This is a genomic window from Oceanobacillus luteolus (genome assembly GCF_023715655.1).
Classification (GTDB): domain Bacteria; phylum Bacillota; class Bacilli; order Bacillales; family Amphibacillaceae; genus Oceanobacillus; species Oceanobacillus luteolus.
Genome location: NZ_JAMBON010000038.1, coordinates 1 through 19,151, shown reverse-complemented (window position 1 = coordinate 19,151; position 19,151 = coordinate 1). Strand labels below are relative to the sequence as shown.

At 41.7% G+C, this 19,151-nt stretch carries 14 protein-coding genes and 1 pseudogene; 7 read left to right on the top strand and 8 right to left on the bottom strand.

Features of this window, described 5'->3' with window-relative positions:
- Nucleotides 1–8: 8 nt before the first annotated feature.
- A pseudogene (locus M3210_RS16360) lies at nucleotides 9–407 on the top strand (secondary thiamine-phosphate synthase enzyme YjbQ).
- Between the two features lie 59 nt (nucleotides 408–466).
- On the opposite strand, the gene M3210_RS16355 reads toward M3210_RS16360, so the two are convergent.
- The 6 genes from M3210_RS16355 to M3210_RS16330 all read right to left on the bottom strand — a co-directional run bounded on the left by M3210_RS16355 (nucleotide 467) and on the right by M3210_RS16330 (nucleotide 11,479).
- Nucleotides 467–2,437, bottom strand: coding sequence for a glycoside hydrolase family 3 protein (locus M3210_RS16355; RefSeq protein WP_251516616.1), 1,971 nt, complete (start codon nucleotides 2,435–2,437; stop codon nucleotides 467–469).
- Nucleotides 2,438–2,676: 239 nt separating this feature from the next.
- Nucleotides 2,677–4,443 (bottom strand): L-lactate permease, encoded by a 1,767-nt coding sequence (locus M3210_RS16350; protein ID WP_251516613.1) that lies wholly within the window; start codon nucleotides 4,441–4,443, stop codon nucleotides 2,677–2,679.
- A gap of 377 nt (nucleotides 4,444–4,820) precedes the next feature.
- The gene (locus tag M3210_RS16345; RefSeq protein ID WP_251516667.1) at nucleotides 4,821–6,230 is read right to left on the bottom strand and encodes an FAD-linked oxidase C-terminal domain-containing protein; all 1,410 of its coding nucleotides are present in this window, start codon (nucleotides 6,228–6,230) and stop codon (nucleotides 4,821–4,823) included.
- Between the two features lie 73 nt (nucleotides 6,231–6,303).
- Entirely contained in the window at nucleotides 6,304–7,638 is a 1,335-nt protein-coding gene (locus tag M3210_RS16340; protein ID WP_251516664.1) for a (Fe-S)-binding protein, read from the bottom strand.
- Between the two features lie 46 nt (nucleotides 7,639–7,684).
- Entirely contained in the window at nucleotides 7,685–9,001 is a 1,317-nt protein-coding gene (locus tag M3210_RS16335; RefSeq protein ID WP_251516610.1) for an FAD-binding oxidoreductase, read from the bottom strand.
- Between the two features lie 303 nt (nucleotides 9,002–9,304).
- On the bottom strand, nucleotides 9,305–11,479 hold the full coding sequence (locus M3210_RS16330; RefSeq protein WP_251516607.1) for a malate synthase G: 2,175 nt from the start codon (nucleotides 11,477–11,479) through the stop codon (nucleotides 9,305–9,307).
- Nucleotides 11,480–11,634: 155 nt separating this feature from the next.
- Between M3210_RS16330 and M3210_RS16325 the strand changes: the two genes are divergently transcribed.
- Nucleotides 11,635–12,525, top strand: coding sequence for a LysR family transcriptional regulator (locus M3210_RS16325; protein WP_251516604.1), 891 nt, complete (start codon nucleotides 11,635–11,637; stop codon nucleotides 12,523–12,525).
- 87 nt (nucleotides 12,526–12,612) lie between these two features.
- Here M3210_RS16325 and M3210_RS16320 read toward each other — a convergent pair whose 3' ends face one another.
- Nucleotides 12,613–13,788 (bottom strand): pyridoxal-phosphate-dependent aminotransferase family protein, encoded by a 1,176-nt coding sequence (locus tag M3210_RS16320; RefSeq protein WP_251516601.1) that lies wholly within the window; start codon nucleotides 13,786–13,788, stop codon nucleotides 12,613–12,615.
- A 318-nt stretch (nucleotides 13,789–14,106) separates the two neighbouring features.
- Between M3210_RS16320 and M3210_RS16315 the strand changes: the two genes are divergently transcribed.
- From M3210_RS16315 to M3210_RS16295, 5 genes are read left to right on the top strand one after another with little or no spacing between them, the layout of a single operon-like run.
- A complete protein-coding gene (locus M3210_RS16315) occupies nucleotides 14,107–14,478 on the top strand; it encodes a CidA/LrgA family protein (protein WP_251516599.1) in 372 nt (123 codons plus the stop codon).
- Nucleotides 14,471–15,163 (top strand): LrgB family protein, encoded by a 693-nt coding sequence (locus M3210_RS16310; protein ID WP_251516597.1) that lies wholly within the window; start codon nucleotides 14,471–14,473, stop codon nucleotides 15,161–15,163. Before M3210_RS16315 ends, M3210_RS16310 begins: the two co-directional genes overlap by 8 nt.
- A gap of 46 nt (nucleotides 15,164–15,209) precedes the next feature.
- Nucleotides 15,210–15,929 carry a (Fe-S)-binding protein gene (locus tag M3210_RS16305; RefSeq protein ID WP_251516595.1) on the top strand — a complete coding sequence of 240 codons (720 nt, stop codon included), beginning with the start codon at nucleotides 15,210–15,212 and terminating at the stop codon, nucleotides 15,927–15,929.
- A gap of 14 nt (nucleotides 15,930–15,943) precedes the next feature.
- Nucleotides 15,944–17,368 carry a LutB/LldF family L-lactate oxidation iron-sulfur protein gene (locus tag M3210_RS16300; RefSeq protein WP_251516593.1) on the top strand — a complete coding sequence of 475 codons (1,425 nt, stop codon included), beginning with the start codon at nucleotides 15,944–15,946 and terminating at the stop codon, nucleotides 17,366–17,368.
- Nucleotides 17,368–18,069 carry a LutC/YkgG family protein gene (locus M3210_RS16295; protein WP_251516591.1) on the top strand — a complete coding sequence of 234 codons (702 nt, stop codon included), beginning with the start codon at nucleotides 17,368–17,370 and terminating at the stop codon, nucleotides 18,067–18,069. Before M3210_RS16300 ends, M3210_RS16295 begins: the two co-directional genes overlap by 1 nt.
- Before the next feature lie 80 nt (nucleotides 18,070–18,149).
- Here M3210_RS16295 and M3210_RS16290 read toward each other — a convergent pair whose 3' ends face one another.
- Nucleotides 18,150–18,920, bottom strand: coding sequence for a TIGR01457 family HAD-type hydrolase (locus tag M3210_RS16290; RefSeq protein WP_251516661.1), 771 nt, complete (start codon nucleotides 18,918–18,920; stop codon nucleotides 18,150–18,152).
- Between the last annotated feature and the right edge of the window lie 231 nt (nucleotides 18,921–19,151).

The window sequence follows — 19,151 nt, the reverse complement described above, 5'->3', positions numbered from 1 at the left end:
GGTCCAATATGGAAAAGACATTTCATCTTCGTACCAATGCACGCGACGAGATGATTGAGATCACTCGAGAACTTGAAACATGGATTACGGAGACTGGCGTACAAAACTGAATCTTAATTGTTTCATCGCTGCATACGACTGCAGGAATTACCGTAAATGAAAATGCAGACCCTGATGTAAAGCGCGATATGTTGATGAGGCTGGATGAGGTGTATCCATGGGGTCATCCGAAAGATAGACATATGGAGGGAAATACAGCTGCCCATCTAAAGACAAGCACAGTCGGGCATGCTCAAACCATCGTGATCTCAAGAGGAGAACTTGTACTTGGTACATGGCAAGGTATTTATTTTTGTGAATTCGACGGACCACGAAACCGAAAGTTTCATGGAAAAATAATTGGATAAGCATAAAAAAAGACAGGAAATCCCTCCTGTCTTTTTTGGTTCTTTAATCTAAAGACGACTCAATATGACAAGCCAAAATTATATAGATAGCGATTTCCTGCTTGATCCACATATGGATAGGAAGCACCTTTATCATAGCCCGGCACATCTCCAGGTTGATTATCCACTTCTTCCTGACTTGCAGGAATGGTGATTGGTAGTTTTCCTACGGGATTGAAGTTTCCACGAATCATGTCGATTACTGCTTCAGCCTTCGTACCAAACGTACCAATTACGGCTGCGGCATTTGGTTCAATCGTATTAATGAGCCATGGATTGGAGAAGTTAATCGCCGTAATCGTCGGGACGGCTTGTTGAACTTCTACAATACGTTCAACATCCTCGATATTTGTTTCCGGACCGATCATCACGGTTGGCGCATTGGCGAACAAGTCTTGAAATGGTTGTACCCAAACAAAAGCATGAGTCGCATTTGCTAAATCATCTACGAGCGTAATGGAAGAGTCGTGATTCCTTATTTTTTGTTTTAACTCCTCGGTTTCTTGTCCATTTTCCCCTCCTGGGAACATCTGAACATACAGTCTGACATCAGAAACGGATTCATCTTGCAGCGGCAGCACATTCCGATTATTTCGTAAAAGCACAACTGATCTGCGATGTGCATCATCGGCAATCTCTTGAGATTCCGGATCGTCTGCAATCTCCAACGCCTCATTTGGATCGACGTACGGATTCTCAAAAAGCCCTAACTTCATCATTTCCGTCAACAGATATTCAGCCGATCGGTTAATTTGTTCTTCTTCCACTAATCCTTGGTTAACCGCTTTTAGAATCGGTTGTGGATTCGGCACACCCGAAAAAATATTGGTTCCTGCTTGGATTGCCTTTGCAAAACGTTCTTCTACGGGTAAATCTTGTGCTCCCCACGCTCGATCAATCACCGCACTTGTATCGGAGTTGACATATCCTAAGAAGTTTAATTCATCTCGCAAATACCCATTAATAAATGGTTCATTCAAAGCAAAAGCAACTTCTTCAAACTGCTCGCTCTCACTAAAATGCGGGAGTCCTTGTTCTGCACTTTCATTGCTCGGATATGCATAATAGGGCATAATCGAAGTCGGATCAGCTTCAATTGCTGCTATAAATGGCGGAATATGATACGTCAAAAGACTGCCAGGAGTCGGATAGATATTGTATTGCCCTTCTTCAAAATGAGGATCTCTACCACTTTCACGGGCCCCGCCACCTGGAAAGTGCTTAACTGTCATCGATACACTATTTTCATTCAGTACATCACCTTGAAATCCTTTAATCACGTTGTATATCATCCCTGAAACAAGCTCAGGATGTTCACCAAATGTTTCCTGGTTTCTTGCCCATAAAGGATCAGTTGCCAAGTCTGCTGAGTAACCATACAACTTATGAATTCCAGCCGCCCGCCATTCTTTCGCAGCAATCTCACCAAACCTTCTGATCAAGTCTGAATCACGAGTAGCTGCTAGCCCTAACGTATCTGGCCAATGTGAAAACTGACCGGCCTCTTCAATCACCGGAAAAGCTAAAGGATGATTTCTTGGGTTGGAAATGACTACAGCAGGGATACCTAGTCTCGATGCTTCAGCGGCTTCTTGTAATTGATTCATTTGGTCAGCAACGATATTAGCAGCCGGCATTCCCCGATAAATAAAATAGCGGGTATGCTGATCAAGGAATTCATTAGGTAATACAATCTTACCTTCTTCGTATTCCGGAAATTCATTAATCGTCAGTAAACCGACCTTTTCTTCCAATGACATCTGTGACAATAAATTCTCCACCCGATCCTCTGCTGGCAGCTCCCAATTTTCATACGCATCAAGCTCTCCATTATCGTTTAAATCACGATATCTTTTCCCTTCGATTTCTAATATGGACTTTGTTCTTGTTTCGACCTCCAAATTATTCTGCGCCTGTACTCCAAGAATAGATGGTATCATCCATACAAACGCAAATAGACATAAAGTAATTTTTTTGTATCGGGAATGCATCTCACCCACCCCATTTACGAATATTTTATTCCCCTTTAATATCCCTAAATTGGTAGATATTATCCTACGACTCGATATTAGGTGAGATGAGAAACAATTTAATTTCAAGCTCCTGAATACTATGCTTATGAAGTTTGCAACCAGTAAAATAAAAAGACAGGTGATAACCCGTCTCAAATATACATAATTTTCTGTTTATAAAACCAATAACGATGGCTATTCAAGAACCTGCAGCTGAATTATGCACTTTTCCTCTTTCCTCCGAGTTCATTCAACCGCTTATTATTTGTGGCAATAATATAAATGGCAATGGTCCAGATGATGATTGCTATGATTGAGCCGATATTGAATATTCCTTTCTCTGCTGTCCATATAATGGAATATCCGATGGACCCTGCTAAAAGCGCATAATAGAAAAACGGCAGAAGCGTTTTACGTATAACATGACCTTCTTTACCAATTAGTCCAACAACAGCCGATGCCGCAACAACGTTATGCACACAAATCATGTTACCTGCTGCACCACCAACTGCCTGGAGAGCAACAATCCATGTTGGATCTGCACCAATTCGCTCACCAACTCCGTATTGGAAGTAAGAGAACATCATATTACTGACTGTATTACTTCCAGCTACAAATGCCCCAATTCCTCCAATAAATGTTGCAAAAATCGGATACACAGAACCTGCCAGATTTGCCACACCTTCAGCTAAAGCAATCGGCATTTCCGGATAACCAGCTCCACCACCAGCTGTATTAATAAATACCTGCACCATTGGAACAGTAAACACAAGTGCAGTACTAGCAGCGACAATTGTTTTCCAAGACGCTTTCCATGCTCTGCCAAAATCGCTTGGTTTCATGCCGTGCATAAAATATGTGATTACTGCAACAACAATGAAAATAAATCCTGGAGAGAATAAGATTTCCCAAGTTGATGTAATATTTGTTCCGAATATATTCGGGATTACAATCTTGGCAGACTTTAGCCAATCTCCAGCTACCGTCAATCTCGAAATTAATAGGAATGCCGCAATCAATACATATGGGGCCCATGCCCGCCACATACTGATTTTACCTGCATAGATTTCACTGTTTTTTAATTCAACACGCCCAGTCCAGGTCGGATCCCAACGATCTTTTGACTCAAAATCCCAGACATCGTCTCCTTTAGGTGTAAGGAAACCTTTTTGGGCAGTAGGAATGACTATTGCCAATCCTATTAACCCTCCAAGCATTGCTGGAAATTCAGGACCTAATAAAAATGCAACTATAATATATGGTATAGTCATCGCAAGAGCTGCAAATAATGCAAACTTCCATACTTTTAAACCTTCACTGAATGACTTATTTTTCCCGAAGAATTTAGTTAAGATACCAACTAAAAATAAAGGTATCAACAATCCTGCAATTAAATGAAGTGTCGCTACTTTGGTGGCAGCTTCAAATACGAATGCCGACACATCTGAAATTTCCGTAAGCGGCGCAACTCCAGTGCCTACCCCAACAATCATTGGTGTCCCCACAGCTCCGAACGATACTGGTGTACTTTGAATAATCATACCAGCGACAACCGCAGCCATTGCCGGAAAGCCAAGCCCAACCATTAATGGTACTGCAACGGCTGCCGGTGTACCAAATCCAGCTGAACCTTCAATAAATGAACCGAATAACCAGGCAATGATAATGACTTGGATTCGCCGATCCGGAGAAATATCGGTAAATCCGCGACGTATCGTGTGCAAACCTCCACTTTCCTGTAGTGTGTTCAATACCAAAATAGCTCCGAATATAATAAATAATAACGTAACAGCAACAACCAAACCATGGACAGAGGCAGCAGCGACTTGTGGAAAGGCTACATCCCAGACAAATAAAGCTAAAAGCACTGCGACAATGTAGGACAGTGGCATCGCCTTACTCGCCGGCCACTTCAATCCTACTAAAAAGATTGCAACAACAATAATCGGAAGTAACGCTAGAATAGCTAACATTCCTACCCCCATTTTTTTCCCTCCTTGTATTCATTTATATTAAACAACTTATTACTTTTTAGATGTAATAGTGTTGTTTAATGTAATATTGGGGTTTTCCTCCATTTTGTTATGTTGCTTCTTGTTGTACTGGATTTCAAACATATGCCAGTTCATTTATTTCACATCTAACTTCATCCCTTTCTTCATTTCAGCACTGTGCCCTGTTCATAGATTCATAGTTATATACATAAATTGTAAGCGATTTCAAAAATAAACATATTTATTAAGTTCCGCGGTTTAACTTAGAATCAAACGGCAAAACCAATCTATTCAACTGATTTTTATTCAGGAAACAACACGACAGCTTTAGCGTCGAGTCGTTTCCCTAATAGAATTAAATTCACCCATTAGACGAGTTGAACTTCATCTTGATTTGCCCTTTTCACTTCCACACAGCGTCCCGGCTGCGGGAAGAGCTTGCCTGGATTCAACAAGTCTTGCGGATTAAATACCTCACGGATATTTGTTTGTGCCTCTAATTCTTCATCCGTAAAGATAAAACGCATTTCGGCTGATTTCTCAATACCTACCCCATGTTCCCCTGTAATAGATCCACCTACATCCGCACAGACTTTCAAACATTCTGAACCTGCTTTGGATGCACGTTCACTTTCTCCTGGGACACTTGCATCATACAATATAAGCGGATGAAGATTTCCATCACCTGCATGGAAAATATTTGCTATACGAAGATTATATTTCCTGCTGATTTCCCTGATTTCCGCTAAAACCTCCGGTAATCGGGTTCTCGGGATTACCCCATCTTGAACCAGGTAGTCTGGAGAGATTGCTCCCATTGCACCGAAGCCCATCTTGCGGTTTGCCCACCATAGGGCACGTTCAGCCTCATCTTTAGCAACTTTTACTTCTCTCACGTTATTCTGTTTACAAACAGTCAAGATTTCCTCAATCTGGTCATCAATTCCCGCCTCAATTCCATCCACTTCAATCAACAGAAATGCAGCAATATCTCTTGGGTGTCCTACCGGATAAGCGGCAGACTCCACTCCTTCAATTGCGACTTGATCCATCATTTCCAGTGCTGCCGGAATGATGCCTGCGGCGATAATGTCAGATACAGCCTGACTTGCATCATCGATATCATCATAATAGGCAAGTACTGTTTTCTTTCCTTCCGGGTTCTTTAGAACTTTTACTGTAACCTTAGTCACAATACCAAGTGTACCTTCAGAACCAGTCAACAGGCCAAGCAGATCATAACCTGGCAGGTCCGGAACCCCCTCTACTCCGATATCGACAATTTCACCGCTAGGAAGTACAACCTCCAGTCCAAGGATGTGGTTAGTCGTTACTCCATATTTTAGACAGTGGGCGCCGCCAGAGTTTTCGGCGACATTTCCGCCAATGGTGCACGCATATTGACTTGATGGATCAGGAGCATAATAGTAGCCTTTATCCGAAATAGATTGGGTAAGCTTGAGATTGATGTAACCTGGTTCCACCACAGCTTTTCGGTTCTCAAGGTCAAGATGAAGCATCCGCTTCATTCTCACCAAACTGATGATCACTTCTCCGCCAAGAGGTGTTGCGCCTCCACTCAAGCCTGTTCCTGCTCCCCTCGCGATATACGGGACTTCTGCTTCGTTCAAACATTTCACTACATCGGAGACCTCTTGTGTATCGTGCACAAATACAACAGCTCGCGGCATACCTTTATACATCGTATAGCCATCACATTCATAAGCGACTAAATCTTCTTTTTCAAATAGTACTTCACTTTCTCCGACAATATCCATCAATTTACGAACCAACGGATCCGAAGTTTTTATTTTACGCTTTCTTCCAAACAAATCAAACACCCCCCTCAGGTTATGATTTCACTTGCTGTTTATCCTTTTCATAAGCCCAGTCCAGCAGTTGCACCGTATGAACAACCTTTTCACTGCGTCCGTGCTTCTCGACTCCCATTGCAATTTGCAGCATGCAGCCAGGATTCCCCATGGAAATCATCTCAACATTTTCTGGTATGTCATCGATTTTCCGGTCAAGCAATTTTCCTGCCATTTCCGGATGAGTAAGATTGTAAATTCCGGCACTGCCACAGCATCGATCCGCATCAGGTAAATCAACCATTTCCACACCTGGGATTTCTTTCAAGAGCTGACGTGGCTCAAAGCGGACCCCTTGTCCGTGCGCCAGATGGCATGCATCATGATACGTAATTTTTGTATTGATTTCAGATTCTGGCCGCTTGAAATCATTGTCATATAGGAATTTGGAGACATCTTCCACTTTCGCAGAAAATTCCTCAGCAAGCGGCAGCATTTCCGGATCATTACGGAACAACTCATCATACTCTTGGAGCGCGCAGCCGCATCCAGCTGCGTTGACAAGCACCTTATCGTAATCTTTAAAAGCTTCTATGTTCTTTTTAGCGAGTTCTTTCCCGGTTTCCCTATCACCTGCGTGAATATGCAGTGCACCACAACATCCCTGTTGCTTCGGCAATCCGACATCATAGCCATTATGGTTCAAGACACGAATGGTCGCTTCATTCACATCACTGAACATGACATCCATAACACATCCTGTCAGCATGCCAACCTTCCCTTTGGATTCACCCTCGGCCGGCACTTCTTCCGGGTATCTGCCAAGCACCGGTTTCCCAACTTCTGGAAGAATTGCTTCCATCTCTTTCATATGACTTGGCATGACATTGAGAACTCCAGTTTTTCGAGCGACTTTCTGCAGACCGCTCTTCTGATAAAACCTCATGAATCCCCCCAGTCTATCCAGCCTTTTCTTGTTAGGGAAAATCCCATTTAATACGGTTTTACTGACAACCCCTTTAACACCGGTTAACGGCATTGCCTGACGAATTTGTCCGCGTGCCTCCTCAATCAAGCCGCCGACTTGAACATCCGCTGGACAAGCTGTTTCACATGCCCTGCAATCCAGACAATCGAATACTGGCTTGGCGAAAGCTTCATTGATATCAATTTTCCCTTCTGCCACTGCCTTTATTAAGTAAACCCGCCCTCTAGGTGAATGTTGCTCTTCCCCTGTTTCTTGGTATGTTGGACATGCTTCCAGACACATACCACAATGGACACAATCTGCCCATTTATCTGGATCAGGTAAGTCATCCCAGAGATAGTTTCCGAGTGTCTTAGTTTCACAGGCTGGCCCCTTATTTTCCAACATACTGACAAGGTTCACTGTCTCTCTTTCTTTTTCACCCACGTTCATATCATATTCCTCCTATATATCTATTTCTGTTCAGGATCCGTTTTGCATCATTTGTTGCTTTTATCCCTTCCAGAAGTGCGAAATATGCTGGCTTCTCTCCCCAAACTTGGACAGTTTCCCTTAACCTAAAAGGCAGATGGGTACAAACAACATAACCAAACCTTTGCTCTACTTTTTCTCTAAATTCTGTAATGAACTGAACGATATCTTCCGGTTGACCTTTAACAAATATGCGTGAAATGCCATGTCCTAAACCACCGTGGCCTTCGATGGTTACATGGTGGGTTTCAGCGAGTCTTTCTGCAGTTTGCAGATTAACAAGTACATCCAGGTTATTGCTTCCAATTTTCAAAGCCGCCATAGTATGGGCATCGATATTGTCATCATTATGGCCGTTTGGGCCGATATGCCGGAAGTCTTCCCACCACTTTTGCGCTTGCTCTTGATGAATTACGGTATGTACCACATTTGCTGGCAGATTTTCCTTTATCCACTTTTCTTGCTCCAGAACTGCCTTCTGCCTATCTTCAAATGCGATTGCTAGAGTGTGGGAGTTCTTCCCAGTTAATGTTTCAGCAAGTGATGGAGATAATAATTCCAATGTCACTGGCTCCATCATCGAATCAAGCAGTGAAACGGCGAAATTACGTATCTCAGATTCACTTCCTTCAGGAAAATGAATCAACGAAAGTCCTTCAAATTTAGGAAGCGGACGCAATTTAATCGTAATTTCACTTATCACTCCAAGTGTTCCCATCGCACCGATAAAAAGCTTATTCATATCATAACCGGCAACATTCTTCACTACTTTTCCCCCGGTACGGATTACCCTGCCATCTGCGTATACGATTCGTAGCCCGATCACTAAATCTCTCGCAGACCCATAAAGCAACCGCTTCGGTCCACTATCATTAGCAGAAATGATTCCCCCGATGGTCGCCAATTCAGGCCAAGGCGTATCAAGCGCGACAAATTGCCCGCTTTTGGCCAGTTCTTCATCAATCTCTTTGAGCGTCGTTCCAGGCCTCACTGTCATTGTAAGGTCCCCTGCGGAATGTTCCACAATGCCTGTATAGTGTTTAAGCGACAATAATATATCTGCCTTTTCCGTTTCCCCTCCAAAGCCTCTCTTCGTTCCACCAGAAATCACATTGACTGTTTTCTCATTTTCATAGGCATAGGTGAGCACTTTGGAAATATCCTCTTCGGAATAGGCTTCCATGATTTGCACACCTCCATTGCCAAGGAGATGATCTGGTTCATCCACTTCTATTATTTGTTCTTTTGGTAATATACTTTCAGTGCCAGATTGAATCATACGACTTCCCCCTCCTGAACAAATGGTTTGGTCTTCCCTCGACGAAATGTAAGCGTTGTCCATTCAATGTTTTTTGCGCTATTAAAAAAAAATTAACGACTAGATCTGCTGTTCTCATCCGATTCATTTAACGAAGATTTTAATTTCATATTGTTTTCTGATAAATCTAACTATAGATTATCCTTTATCCTTAGTCAAAGTCAAGATACTTTGACCTTAAATATAGCAAATCTCGTTAGGGGAATTAAATATGATAGTTAGAATGGGTATGGATAGCCCCCTTGAACGGGGGCATAGATGAAATTATTGAACTGTAATTTTCTCTTTCGCTTCTATTCTGCGACGATGCAAAATTGGTTCCGTATAGCCATTAGGCTGCTCTGTTCCTTTAAAAACTAAATCACATGCAGCCTGAAATGCAACCGAATCATCAAAGTTAGGAGACATTGGACGGTATGCCGGATCACCAGCATTTTGCTCATCAACGACTTTAGCCATACGTTTTAGTGTATCCATCAATTGATCCTCTGTACAAATGCCGTGATGCAACCAATTTGCGAGCATCTGGCTCGAAATTCTCAAGGTAGCACGGTCCTCCATAAGCCCGACATGATTAATATCCGGCACTTTTGAGCAACCAACACCTTGATCTACCCAGCGAACGACATAACCAAGTAATGTTTGGGCACTGTTATCAAGCTCTTCTTGGATTTCTTCAGCTGACCAGCTCGGATTTTTTGCCAATGGTATTTGTAAAATATCATTCTGATAATCTGTTATTTCTCTTTGAAGATTGTCTTGAACTTTATTCACATCAATTTGATGATAATGGATCGCATGCAAAGTTGCCGCTGTGGGCGATGGTACCCATGCAGTGTTTCCACCTGCCTTTACATGGTTGACTTTTTGCTCCAGCATGTCAGCCATCAAATCAGGCATCGCCCACATCCCTTTACCAATTTGTGCTTTTCCTTTCAGTCCAGCATGAAGACCTGTACTGACATTATTTTTCTCATAAGCATCCAGCCAAGTAGAGGTTTTCATATTACCTTTTCGGAGCATCGGTCCAGCTTCCATTGACGTATGAATCTCATCACCGGTACGGTCAAGAAATCCTGTGTTAATAAATGCAATTCTTTCTTTCACTTCATAAATACAATTTTTCAAATTCAGGCTGGTGCGCCGTTCCTCATCCATGACACCAATCTTTAAAGTATTCCTTTCGAGGTCAAGCATTTCTTCTACACGGCTGAATAACTCATCCGCAAATGCTACCTCCTTGGAACCATGCATTTTTGGTTTTACTATATACATAGAGCCCTTAGCAGAGTTTTGGTACATACCATTTCCTATGAGATTATGTTTTGCTATTAAGCTTGTAAACACAGCATCCATAATCCCTTCAGGTATTTCCTCTCCATTTTCATCTAGAATCGCGTTCGTCGTCATCAAGTGTCCGACATTCCGTACAAACATGAGTGTACGGCCAGAAAGAGTGAACTTTTCACCTTTGGGATTAGTATACTCCCGATCTGGATTCAAGCTGCGGGTGACTTCTCTCCCGCCTTTAAGGAACTTGACATAAAGGTCCCCCTTATTTAAGCCAAGCCAGTTTCGATATACAAGTGTTTTGTCCTCTGCATCAACCGCTGCTACAGAATCCTCACAATCCATAATACAAGACAGTGCCGATTCTAAATAAACATCTTTCACACCTGCAGTGTCCATTTTTCCAATCACATGATCACGGTCGATTTGGATTTCGATATGCAATCCATTATTTTTCAATAATACAGCTGCAGGGTCTGATTCTGTTCCTTGGTAACCTACAAATTGGGAAGTATCTTTCAGTTCCGTTCTCACTCCGTTATGTAGAATGACTTCCAATCTTTCGTTGGCAACAACATAACTTGCCGCTTCCGAATGTGAAGCAGTCTGAAGAGGAACATGCTCATCCAGGAATTTCTTCGCAAAGGCAATAACCCTTTCACCACGTACAGGATTATACGCACCAGTTTTCTCCGCTCCACCTTCTTCACTAATTACATCCGTTCCATATAAAGCGTCATAGAGGGAACCCCAGCGTGCATTGGCTGCATTCAGTGCATAACGGGCATTATCGATTGGCACAACGAGCTGTGGACCAGCTTGCTTTGTGATGACATCATCAATGTTCTCCGTCTCGATTGTAAAATCTTCCACTGGCTTTTCAAGATAACCGATATCTTCCAGAAAGGCTCTATATTCATTTAGATTAATTGTCTTATTTTCTTTATGCCAAGCGTCAATCTTCTTCTGCATATTGTTTCGCTCTGCCAACAACGCTTTATTCTTTGGAGTCAAATCAGATACGAGTTTTCCAAAATCATCCCAAAAACGATTACGGTCAAGTCCAGTTCCAGGAAGTGCTTCCTGATTAATAAACTCAGATAGTACTTTTGCAACTCGAAGCCTGCCTGTCTCTACATATCCAACCATGTTACCTCCACCCTCTCTACACATCTTTTACCTCTCATTCTAATCGGTCCCATGCCGAAACAGAAATACAAGTTTTGCATACTCGTTATTCCTTTTGGTTATACGTTAGCGTATAATCAGATTACAAGTACGAAACGAGGTAAGGAGATGGTATGATGGATATCAGACAAATAACTTACTTTGTAGAGGTCGCAAAACGAAGGAGCTTCACAAAGGCTGCCTCCACCTTGCATGTTTCACAGCCTTCTTTAAGTAAAACAATCAAAAAATTGGAGGATGAGCTGGGTACTCCTCTCTTCTACAGAGTGGCAACGGGACTGGAGCTGACGGATACGGGAAGAGTATTTCTGACAAACGCAAAAACCTTGCTCGATGCTTATGATAATTTGACAGCTCAACTGGAGGATGTTGGTGAGTTGAAAAAAGGAGAAATCAAAATCGGGATTCCACCAATCATTGGTGCAGCTTTTTTCTCGACGGTCATCAGCAAATACATTGAATTGTATCCAGAGATTGAAATCAGTTTAAATGAAGTCGGTAGTAATAAAATTAAACAGGAAATAAATGAAGGTGAACTTGATGTTGGTTTGATCTGTAACCTCCCTATCCAAAAGGAGAACTATGAAACCATCCACCTGCTGAAGGACCCATTGATGCTCATTATACATAAGGATAACCCTTTGGCCGAAGAAGCATCTATCCACTTTTCTGATATCGAAACGGAACCGCTTATACTATATCGTCGAGACTTCTCGCTTCATGACCGGATTATGGAAGCATGCCGAGACCATGGTTTTTACCCGAACATTGTGTGTGAAAGCTCTCAGAAAGACTTTATGGTGGATATGGTCGAAGCAAAGCTGGGGGGCGCATTATTGCCAAGTAAGATTTGCGATCGGATCTCCAATGAAAATATTAGAGCAATTCCTTTCCACAAGCCGGTAGTGTATTTGGAGTTGGCAATGATTTGGAAGAAAGATAAATACTTGTCTCATGCAGTCAGAAAAATGATCGATTTAGCAGATCCCTATCAAATGTGCCTTTAAGGGCTGATTAGTTAGATGAAAAATAGGATTCACACAAAGTTGATCAACTTTTGCGAATCCTATTTCCCGAATATTTTATACTGTAAATCAATTACTTACTACAGATTTTTTCTTCAATGAAGCTAAATATACATCCTGTGCTGCCTTCACGCCAGCTCCAGACTCGAAGGAATAAGAGAAATCTTGTAACCCTGCTTCCATAAGAGAAACTGCTTCTAAAACATCGCTCGGGAAGCAATAGCCCATATGACCGAATCGGAAAATCTCACCTTGAAGGTGACCGAGACCACCAGCAAAATCCAAATGATATTCCTTCTTTAAGTGGCCTAAATAATCCGCGAGATTCAAGCCTTTAGGAGTACGGATTGCCGTAATGGTTGGTGATGCAAATTCATCATTTGTCAATAAATCGATGGACAATGCTTTCATAGATGCCCGAACCATATTCTTCATAAGTTCATGTCTTTCCACCGTCTTTGCAATTCCGCCTTCTTCTTCAATCAAATCGCATACAGCGGAAAGCCCAACAATAAGGGAAACTGCTGGCGTATTAGGAGTCATTCCCTTCTCCGCCCAGTCACGATAACTTAATAGATTCAAATAATATGCAGTTGGGGCATTCTCCTCTATCTGTTTCCAAGCTTTGTCACTTACAGCTACGAAAGAAAGACCTGGAGGAAGCATCATCGCTTTTTGGGAACCAGTCACTAAAATATCAATTCCCCACTCATCCATTTCCGCAGGGGCGCCACCTAAAGCACTCACGCCATCCACTATAAAAATCGCCTCAGAATGTTCCCGTACTGCTTCTGCCAACTGATCGACAGGATTTAAAATTCCGGTAGATGTTTCATTGTACGTAGCAAAGACAGCTTTAATATTAGATAATGGTTTCAAAAAGTCCGCAAGCTCCTCTTTCGTACAAGCTTCGCCCCAATTTTTTTCGAGTTTATGTACTTTCAAGCCATATTTTTCACAAATGGAGACGAAATAATCCCCGAAAGCTCCCACTGTGACGACAACCACTTCTTCCCCAGGAGAAACGGCATTCACAACAGCCGCTTCCAATGCTGCTGTTCCCCCGGATGGTAGAAGTAAGATTTCTTGCTTCGTTCCGAAAACAGGCTTCACACGTTCTGTAGTTTCCCGGTAAAGTTTAACGAATTCCTCCGAACGATGACTAAACATATCCTGTCCCATTGCCAGTTCCACCTTTTTAGGAATTGGCGTAGGTCCAGGATGCCTCAATATATTTTTATACATACCTTTCCTCTCCCCTTCGTCACTTAATTTTTCACGATAATCACTATCAACTTTACTACAATTTCACATACGCAGTTAAGATTATATATTATACTATCACATTTGTGCAAATTTTTAAAAATTAAAAAAGAAGAAAGAAAACATTTCTATACTATTCATATCTAGCAGTTTACATTCAACCGATATAATATTAGAATATAATATAATTTATAAATTTTTAAATATATATATGTATATGTTGTTATTTAAGGAAACAGTAAATAGGCGTCAAACACAGCCACTTACTGCATCACTTCAGGAGATAGGGTGTGTATCATATTGTGGAATATATTCAAAATCATTCTTCACATCATTTTTTTATATAGTATTTATAGAATTGGAGACTGGATCCAGAATGCTTTTGACCTTATTATTCCTGGAAGTGTCATAGGGATGATTATCCTGTTTGTTTTACTTTCGACAGATTTAATTAAAGTTGTCTGGATTGAGGAAGGCTCGAAGTTTGTTGTTAATAATCTTGTCTTATTTTTCATTCCTGCAACGGTTGGCCTGATCAATTATTTAGATTTCTTTGCGGGTCGTGGTTTTTTACTTGTTCTAATCGTATTATTCTGTACGGTACTTGTTATTGCCAGCTCAGGAGCTACCAGTCAATGGATTATGTACAGGAAGGAAAAGCAACATGATTAATCTAATTATTGGGTTCGTGGCGATCGCTGCGACCTGTAGTATCTACTTTCTAGCAAAATTACTTCATCAAAAGCTCAAGCTTACATTTACGGTTCCTGTCGTTACATCAACCTTCATCGTCATCATACTATTGCTGATTTTCAAGATACCTTATGAAACATTCATGATAGGCGGACAATGGATCAAAGAGTTGCAGGGTCCAGCAGTTGTAGCCCTTGCCTATCCACTGTACAAACAACGTGATGTGTTAAAAAAACATCTCACCCCCATTCTTCTCGGTTCATGTGTTGGTGTAGCAGTAGGTATATCCGCCGGTATTTTACTTGCCAAAGCAGCTGGATTTGAGGACGAAATCATCCTCTCGCTCACAACGAAATCTGTGACCATGCCTGTGGCAGTAGCTATCGTAGAGACTTTAGGCGGAGTCACCTCTTTGGCAGCTGTTTTTGTATTGGTTGCTGGATTCGGCGGTGTATTTTTCAGCTCTATGGTATATAAGTTATTCAGAATCAATGATGATATTGCGAAAAGCGTTGGATTAGGCAGTGGTTCTCACGCGATTGGGATTGCTAAAGCATTGGAAAGCAGTTTACGTGAAGGATCCATCAGCACGATTGCCATGATTGTTTGTGCAGTCACAGTGTCCATCATAGCACCTTGGTTGGTCCAACTATTGCTATATTGAGCTCTTACCTTATAAAAACAACCGTTAATAAAGGAAGGTGAACACCATGAAGGTTTCTTTATTCATTACATGTCTTTGCGATATTTTCTCTGCAGATGTTGGGAAGGATACCGTCGAAATCCTCGAACGTTTCGGATGTGAGGTTGACTTCCCGGAATTGCAGACCTGCTGTGGGCAACCAGCTTATAATAGCGGTTATCTGACAGAGTCCAAACAAGCGATGAAACAGATGATGCGTGCGTTCAAGCATTCTGAGTATGTCGTCGGGCCATCTGGATCCTGTGTTGGTATGTTGAAGGAATACCCAAATATATTTAAAAACGACCCAGAATGGGAAGATGAAGCGATAAAACTAGCGAACAAATCATACGAGTTAACACAATTTTTAGTAGAAGTACTTGAAATAGTTGATGTAGGCTCCGCTTTTAAAGGCAGAGTCACTTACCATCCTTCCTGTCATATGAGCCGTATCCTAGGAGTTAACGAAGCACCTATCACTCTATTAAAAAATATCGAAGGAATCGAGTACATCGAATTGCCGATAAAAGAAGATTGCTGTGGATTTGGTGGTACCTTCTCCATCAAAAACGCTGCTATTTCAGAAGAGATGGTAAAAGAAAAATCACAGCACGTGACGGAAACAGAGGCAGAATATCTTGTTGGAGGAGATATGGGCTGTCTTATCAATATTGGTGGGATGATGCAACGCGAAGGTAAAACGGTAAAGGTCGTGCATATGGCTGAAATTTTAAATACAACGAAGTAAAAGGAGGTCTATTCATGAGCATTAAAATTAATGAATCTCCATACGAAGAGCGTGTTCAACAAGGTATTGAAAATGACTTTATGCGCCTGGCCGTCTCTTCCGCACAAGGACGTTTCAGATCAAGAAAACGGATCCAAGAAACAGAGCTGGGAAACTGGGAAGATTGGCGTCAGCTAGGAGCTGAAATTCGCAAACACACTGTCGAAAATCTTGATTATTATTTACAACAGTTAAGTGACCAAGTGTCTAAACGGGGTGGTCATGTTTTCTTCGCAGCAACTGCTGAAGAAGCGAATGATTATATTCAAAACGTGATTAGGAAGAAAGAAGCCAAAAAGGTCGTTAAAACAAAATCAATGGTTACGGAAGAAATTGGTTTAAACCGAGCATTGGAAAGTCTCGGTGCAGAAGTAGTGGAATCGGACCTCGGTGAATGGATTTTACAATTAGATGAAGACCCTCCTTCCCATATCGTCGTACCGGCACTACATAAAAACAAAGAACAAATACGGGAAACGTTTGCGGAAAAAAGAGGTTACACCGGCTCCGATATCCCTGAAGAGCTTGCGGATTTTGCACGTAGCCAATTACGAGAAGAATTTTTAACCGCAGAAGTTGGAATTACTGGATGTAATTTTGCGATTGCTGAATCAGGCACCATCACACTCGTAACGAATGAAGGAAATGCAGAAATGGCCACCACGCTTCCAGATACACTTATAACAGTTATGGGCATGGAGAGAATTGTACCTACCTGGGAGGAAATGGAGGTCCTCGTTAGTTTATTGACAAGATCAGCAGTTGGGCAAAAATTAACTAGTTATATCACTTCTTATACTGGAGCACGTCTGGATGATGAAATTGATGGACCCGATGATTATCATCTTGTCATTGTAGATAATGGCCGCTCTAAAATTTTGGGCACAGAGTTCCAAGCGGCCCTACACTGTATTCGCTGTGCTGCTTGCATCAATGCTTGTCCAGTCTATCGCCATGTCGGTGGACATGCATACAATTCAATTTATCCTGGTCCAATTGGAGCAGTACTCACCCCTTTATTAGATGGCTATGAGAATCATAAAGAATTGCCTTATGCCTCGTCCCTCTGCGGTGCTTGTACGGAAGCATGTCCTGTGAAAATTCCTCTGCATGAAATGCTGATCAGACACCGTCAGATTATTGTCGAGAAAGAAAAACAAGCACCTATGGTTGAAAAAATGGCGATGAAGGGCTTTGCAAAATGGTCTTCCAGTCCGGCAGTATATAAATTAAGTACAAAAATGGCACGTCTTGCACTAAATCCTTGGACGAAAGATGACATCATCGGAAATGGACCAGGACCATTAAAAGATTGGACAAACTCAAGGAACTTCCCTGCTCCGAGTAAACAATCTTTCCGCTCCTGGTATAAAGAGAGAGAAAAGAGTGGTGAGGAATAATGACGATTCAAAATCGGGAAGCCTTTTTAGATGGTTTAGCTGCAAATCTAGGTCGTCCCCGCCGTACAGAAGGAGTGAAACGACCGATATGGAGTGTCACGCCACAACTGGAAGTATTAAAGGGACAGACACAAGATGAATTAATAGAAGCACTAGAAAAGCAATGCCAAGCTATCCATACTGTTTTTAAACGAACAGATAAGGCAGGCTTAGAGCAAGTACTTGAAGACACAATTCAAGCTTATAAGGGGCAGTCAATCATTGCTCCCAATGACCAAAGAAATGATGTGTACGGATTAACCAATCTATTTAAAAAACTGGAACAATCCACAGAAATTCATATATGGGACCACACAAAAGAAAAAGAAAACCAAGTCTTTGCAGAGAGAGCTGATCTTGGCATTACTTTTAGTGACATCACATTAGCTGAATCTGCTACAGTAACATTATTCCATAATAAACATCACGGCCGCACGATCAGTCTGTTGCCGAAAGCTTACATTGCCATCATACCAAAAGAGACCATTGTCCCCCGAATGACACAAGCTGCACAGCAAATTCATGAAGCAATTGTCAAAGGGGAGGACGTTGCCTCCTATATCAGTTTTATTTCTGGTCCTAGTAATAGTGCAGATATTGAAATGAATCTGATTGTGGGCGTACATGGCCCTATTTCTGCTACTTATATTGTTGTGGACTAGTTGCTTCATAACCAATTTTTTTAGAACAAGCGTATGTAAGCCACGCTTGTTCTTATCATTTTACGATAGATATGTAGAATTTAAATATGCTGTACCCAATCTCGTAAACTGTGAACGTGATACGTTGGCTTCACCTCTAAACCGGCAAGCTCCTCAAATCGCGTGACCCCGGTGAACACCATCAATGTATCGAGTCCTGCATGAATGCCAGCACGGATATCCGTATTATAATTATCTCCAACCATTAACGCATCCTCTTTAGTTACTCCTAAAATCGCTAATGCTTCTTCCATAATAATTGCCTCAGGCTTCCCGATAAAAATAGGTTGCACTCCAGTACTTACCGTTATAACACTTGTTAATGCACCATTTCCCGGTAAAAGTCCGCGTTCCATCGGGATAGCTACATCACTGTTTGTCGAAATAAACGTTGCACCATTACGAACAGCAAGGACGGCTTTCGCGTATTTCTCATAACTTATTTCTCTATCAATTCCTACAACTACATAATCTGGATCTAAATCTGTAATAATTAGATCATTCTCTTCAAGCGCTGAAATCAAACCTTCTTCGCCAATGACATAGCACCGAGCATGCTCCTTTTGATTTTGGATGTAATTAGCAGTAGCAATACTCGTGGTGACCACTTGACCTGGAGTAGAAATGATCCCCATATTGTTTAAATGACCTGATACAGCCTTACGTGTTTTTGAAGAGTTATTTGTTACAAATACGTAAGGAATGTTATTCTCTACTAAAGTACGGACAAAATCTGCTGCTGCTTCGATCGGTTCTGTTCCCCGATACATCGTACCATCTAAATCGATAAGGTAACCTTTATACTTTTTCAACTTCATTCCTCTTTTCCACCTAATTCTACGCTATAGCAATGAGTCCTCTCGTGTATCACCTTGTTATTGTCTATATTATACATAAAACCAACCATCTCCATCTACGTTAGAGTAAAATGTTTGTGGGAGAACATATACCCTGTCTTTGGTTTTGAAGTCGCAAGACTTCAACACCAAAGACAGGGCAAGCAAGCGAAGCGCGGTAGTATAAAGGGCGTTTTACGTGAAAAA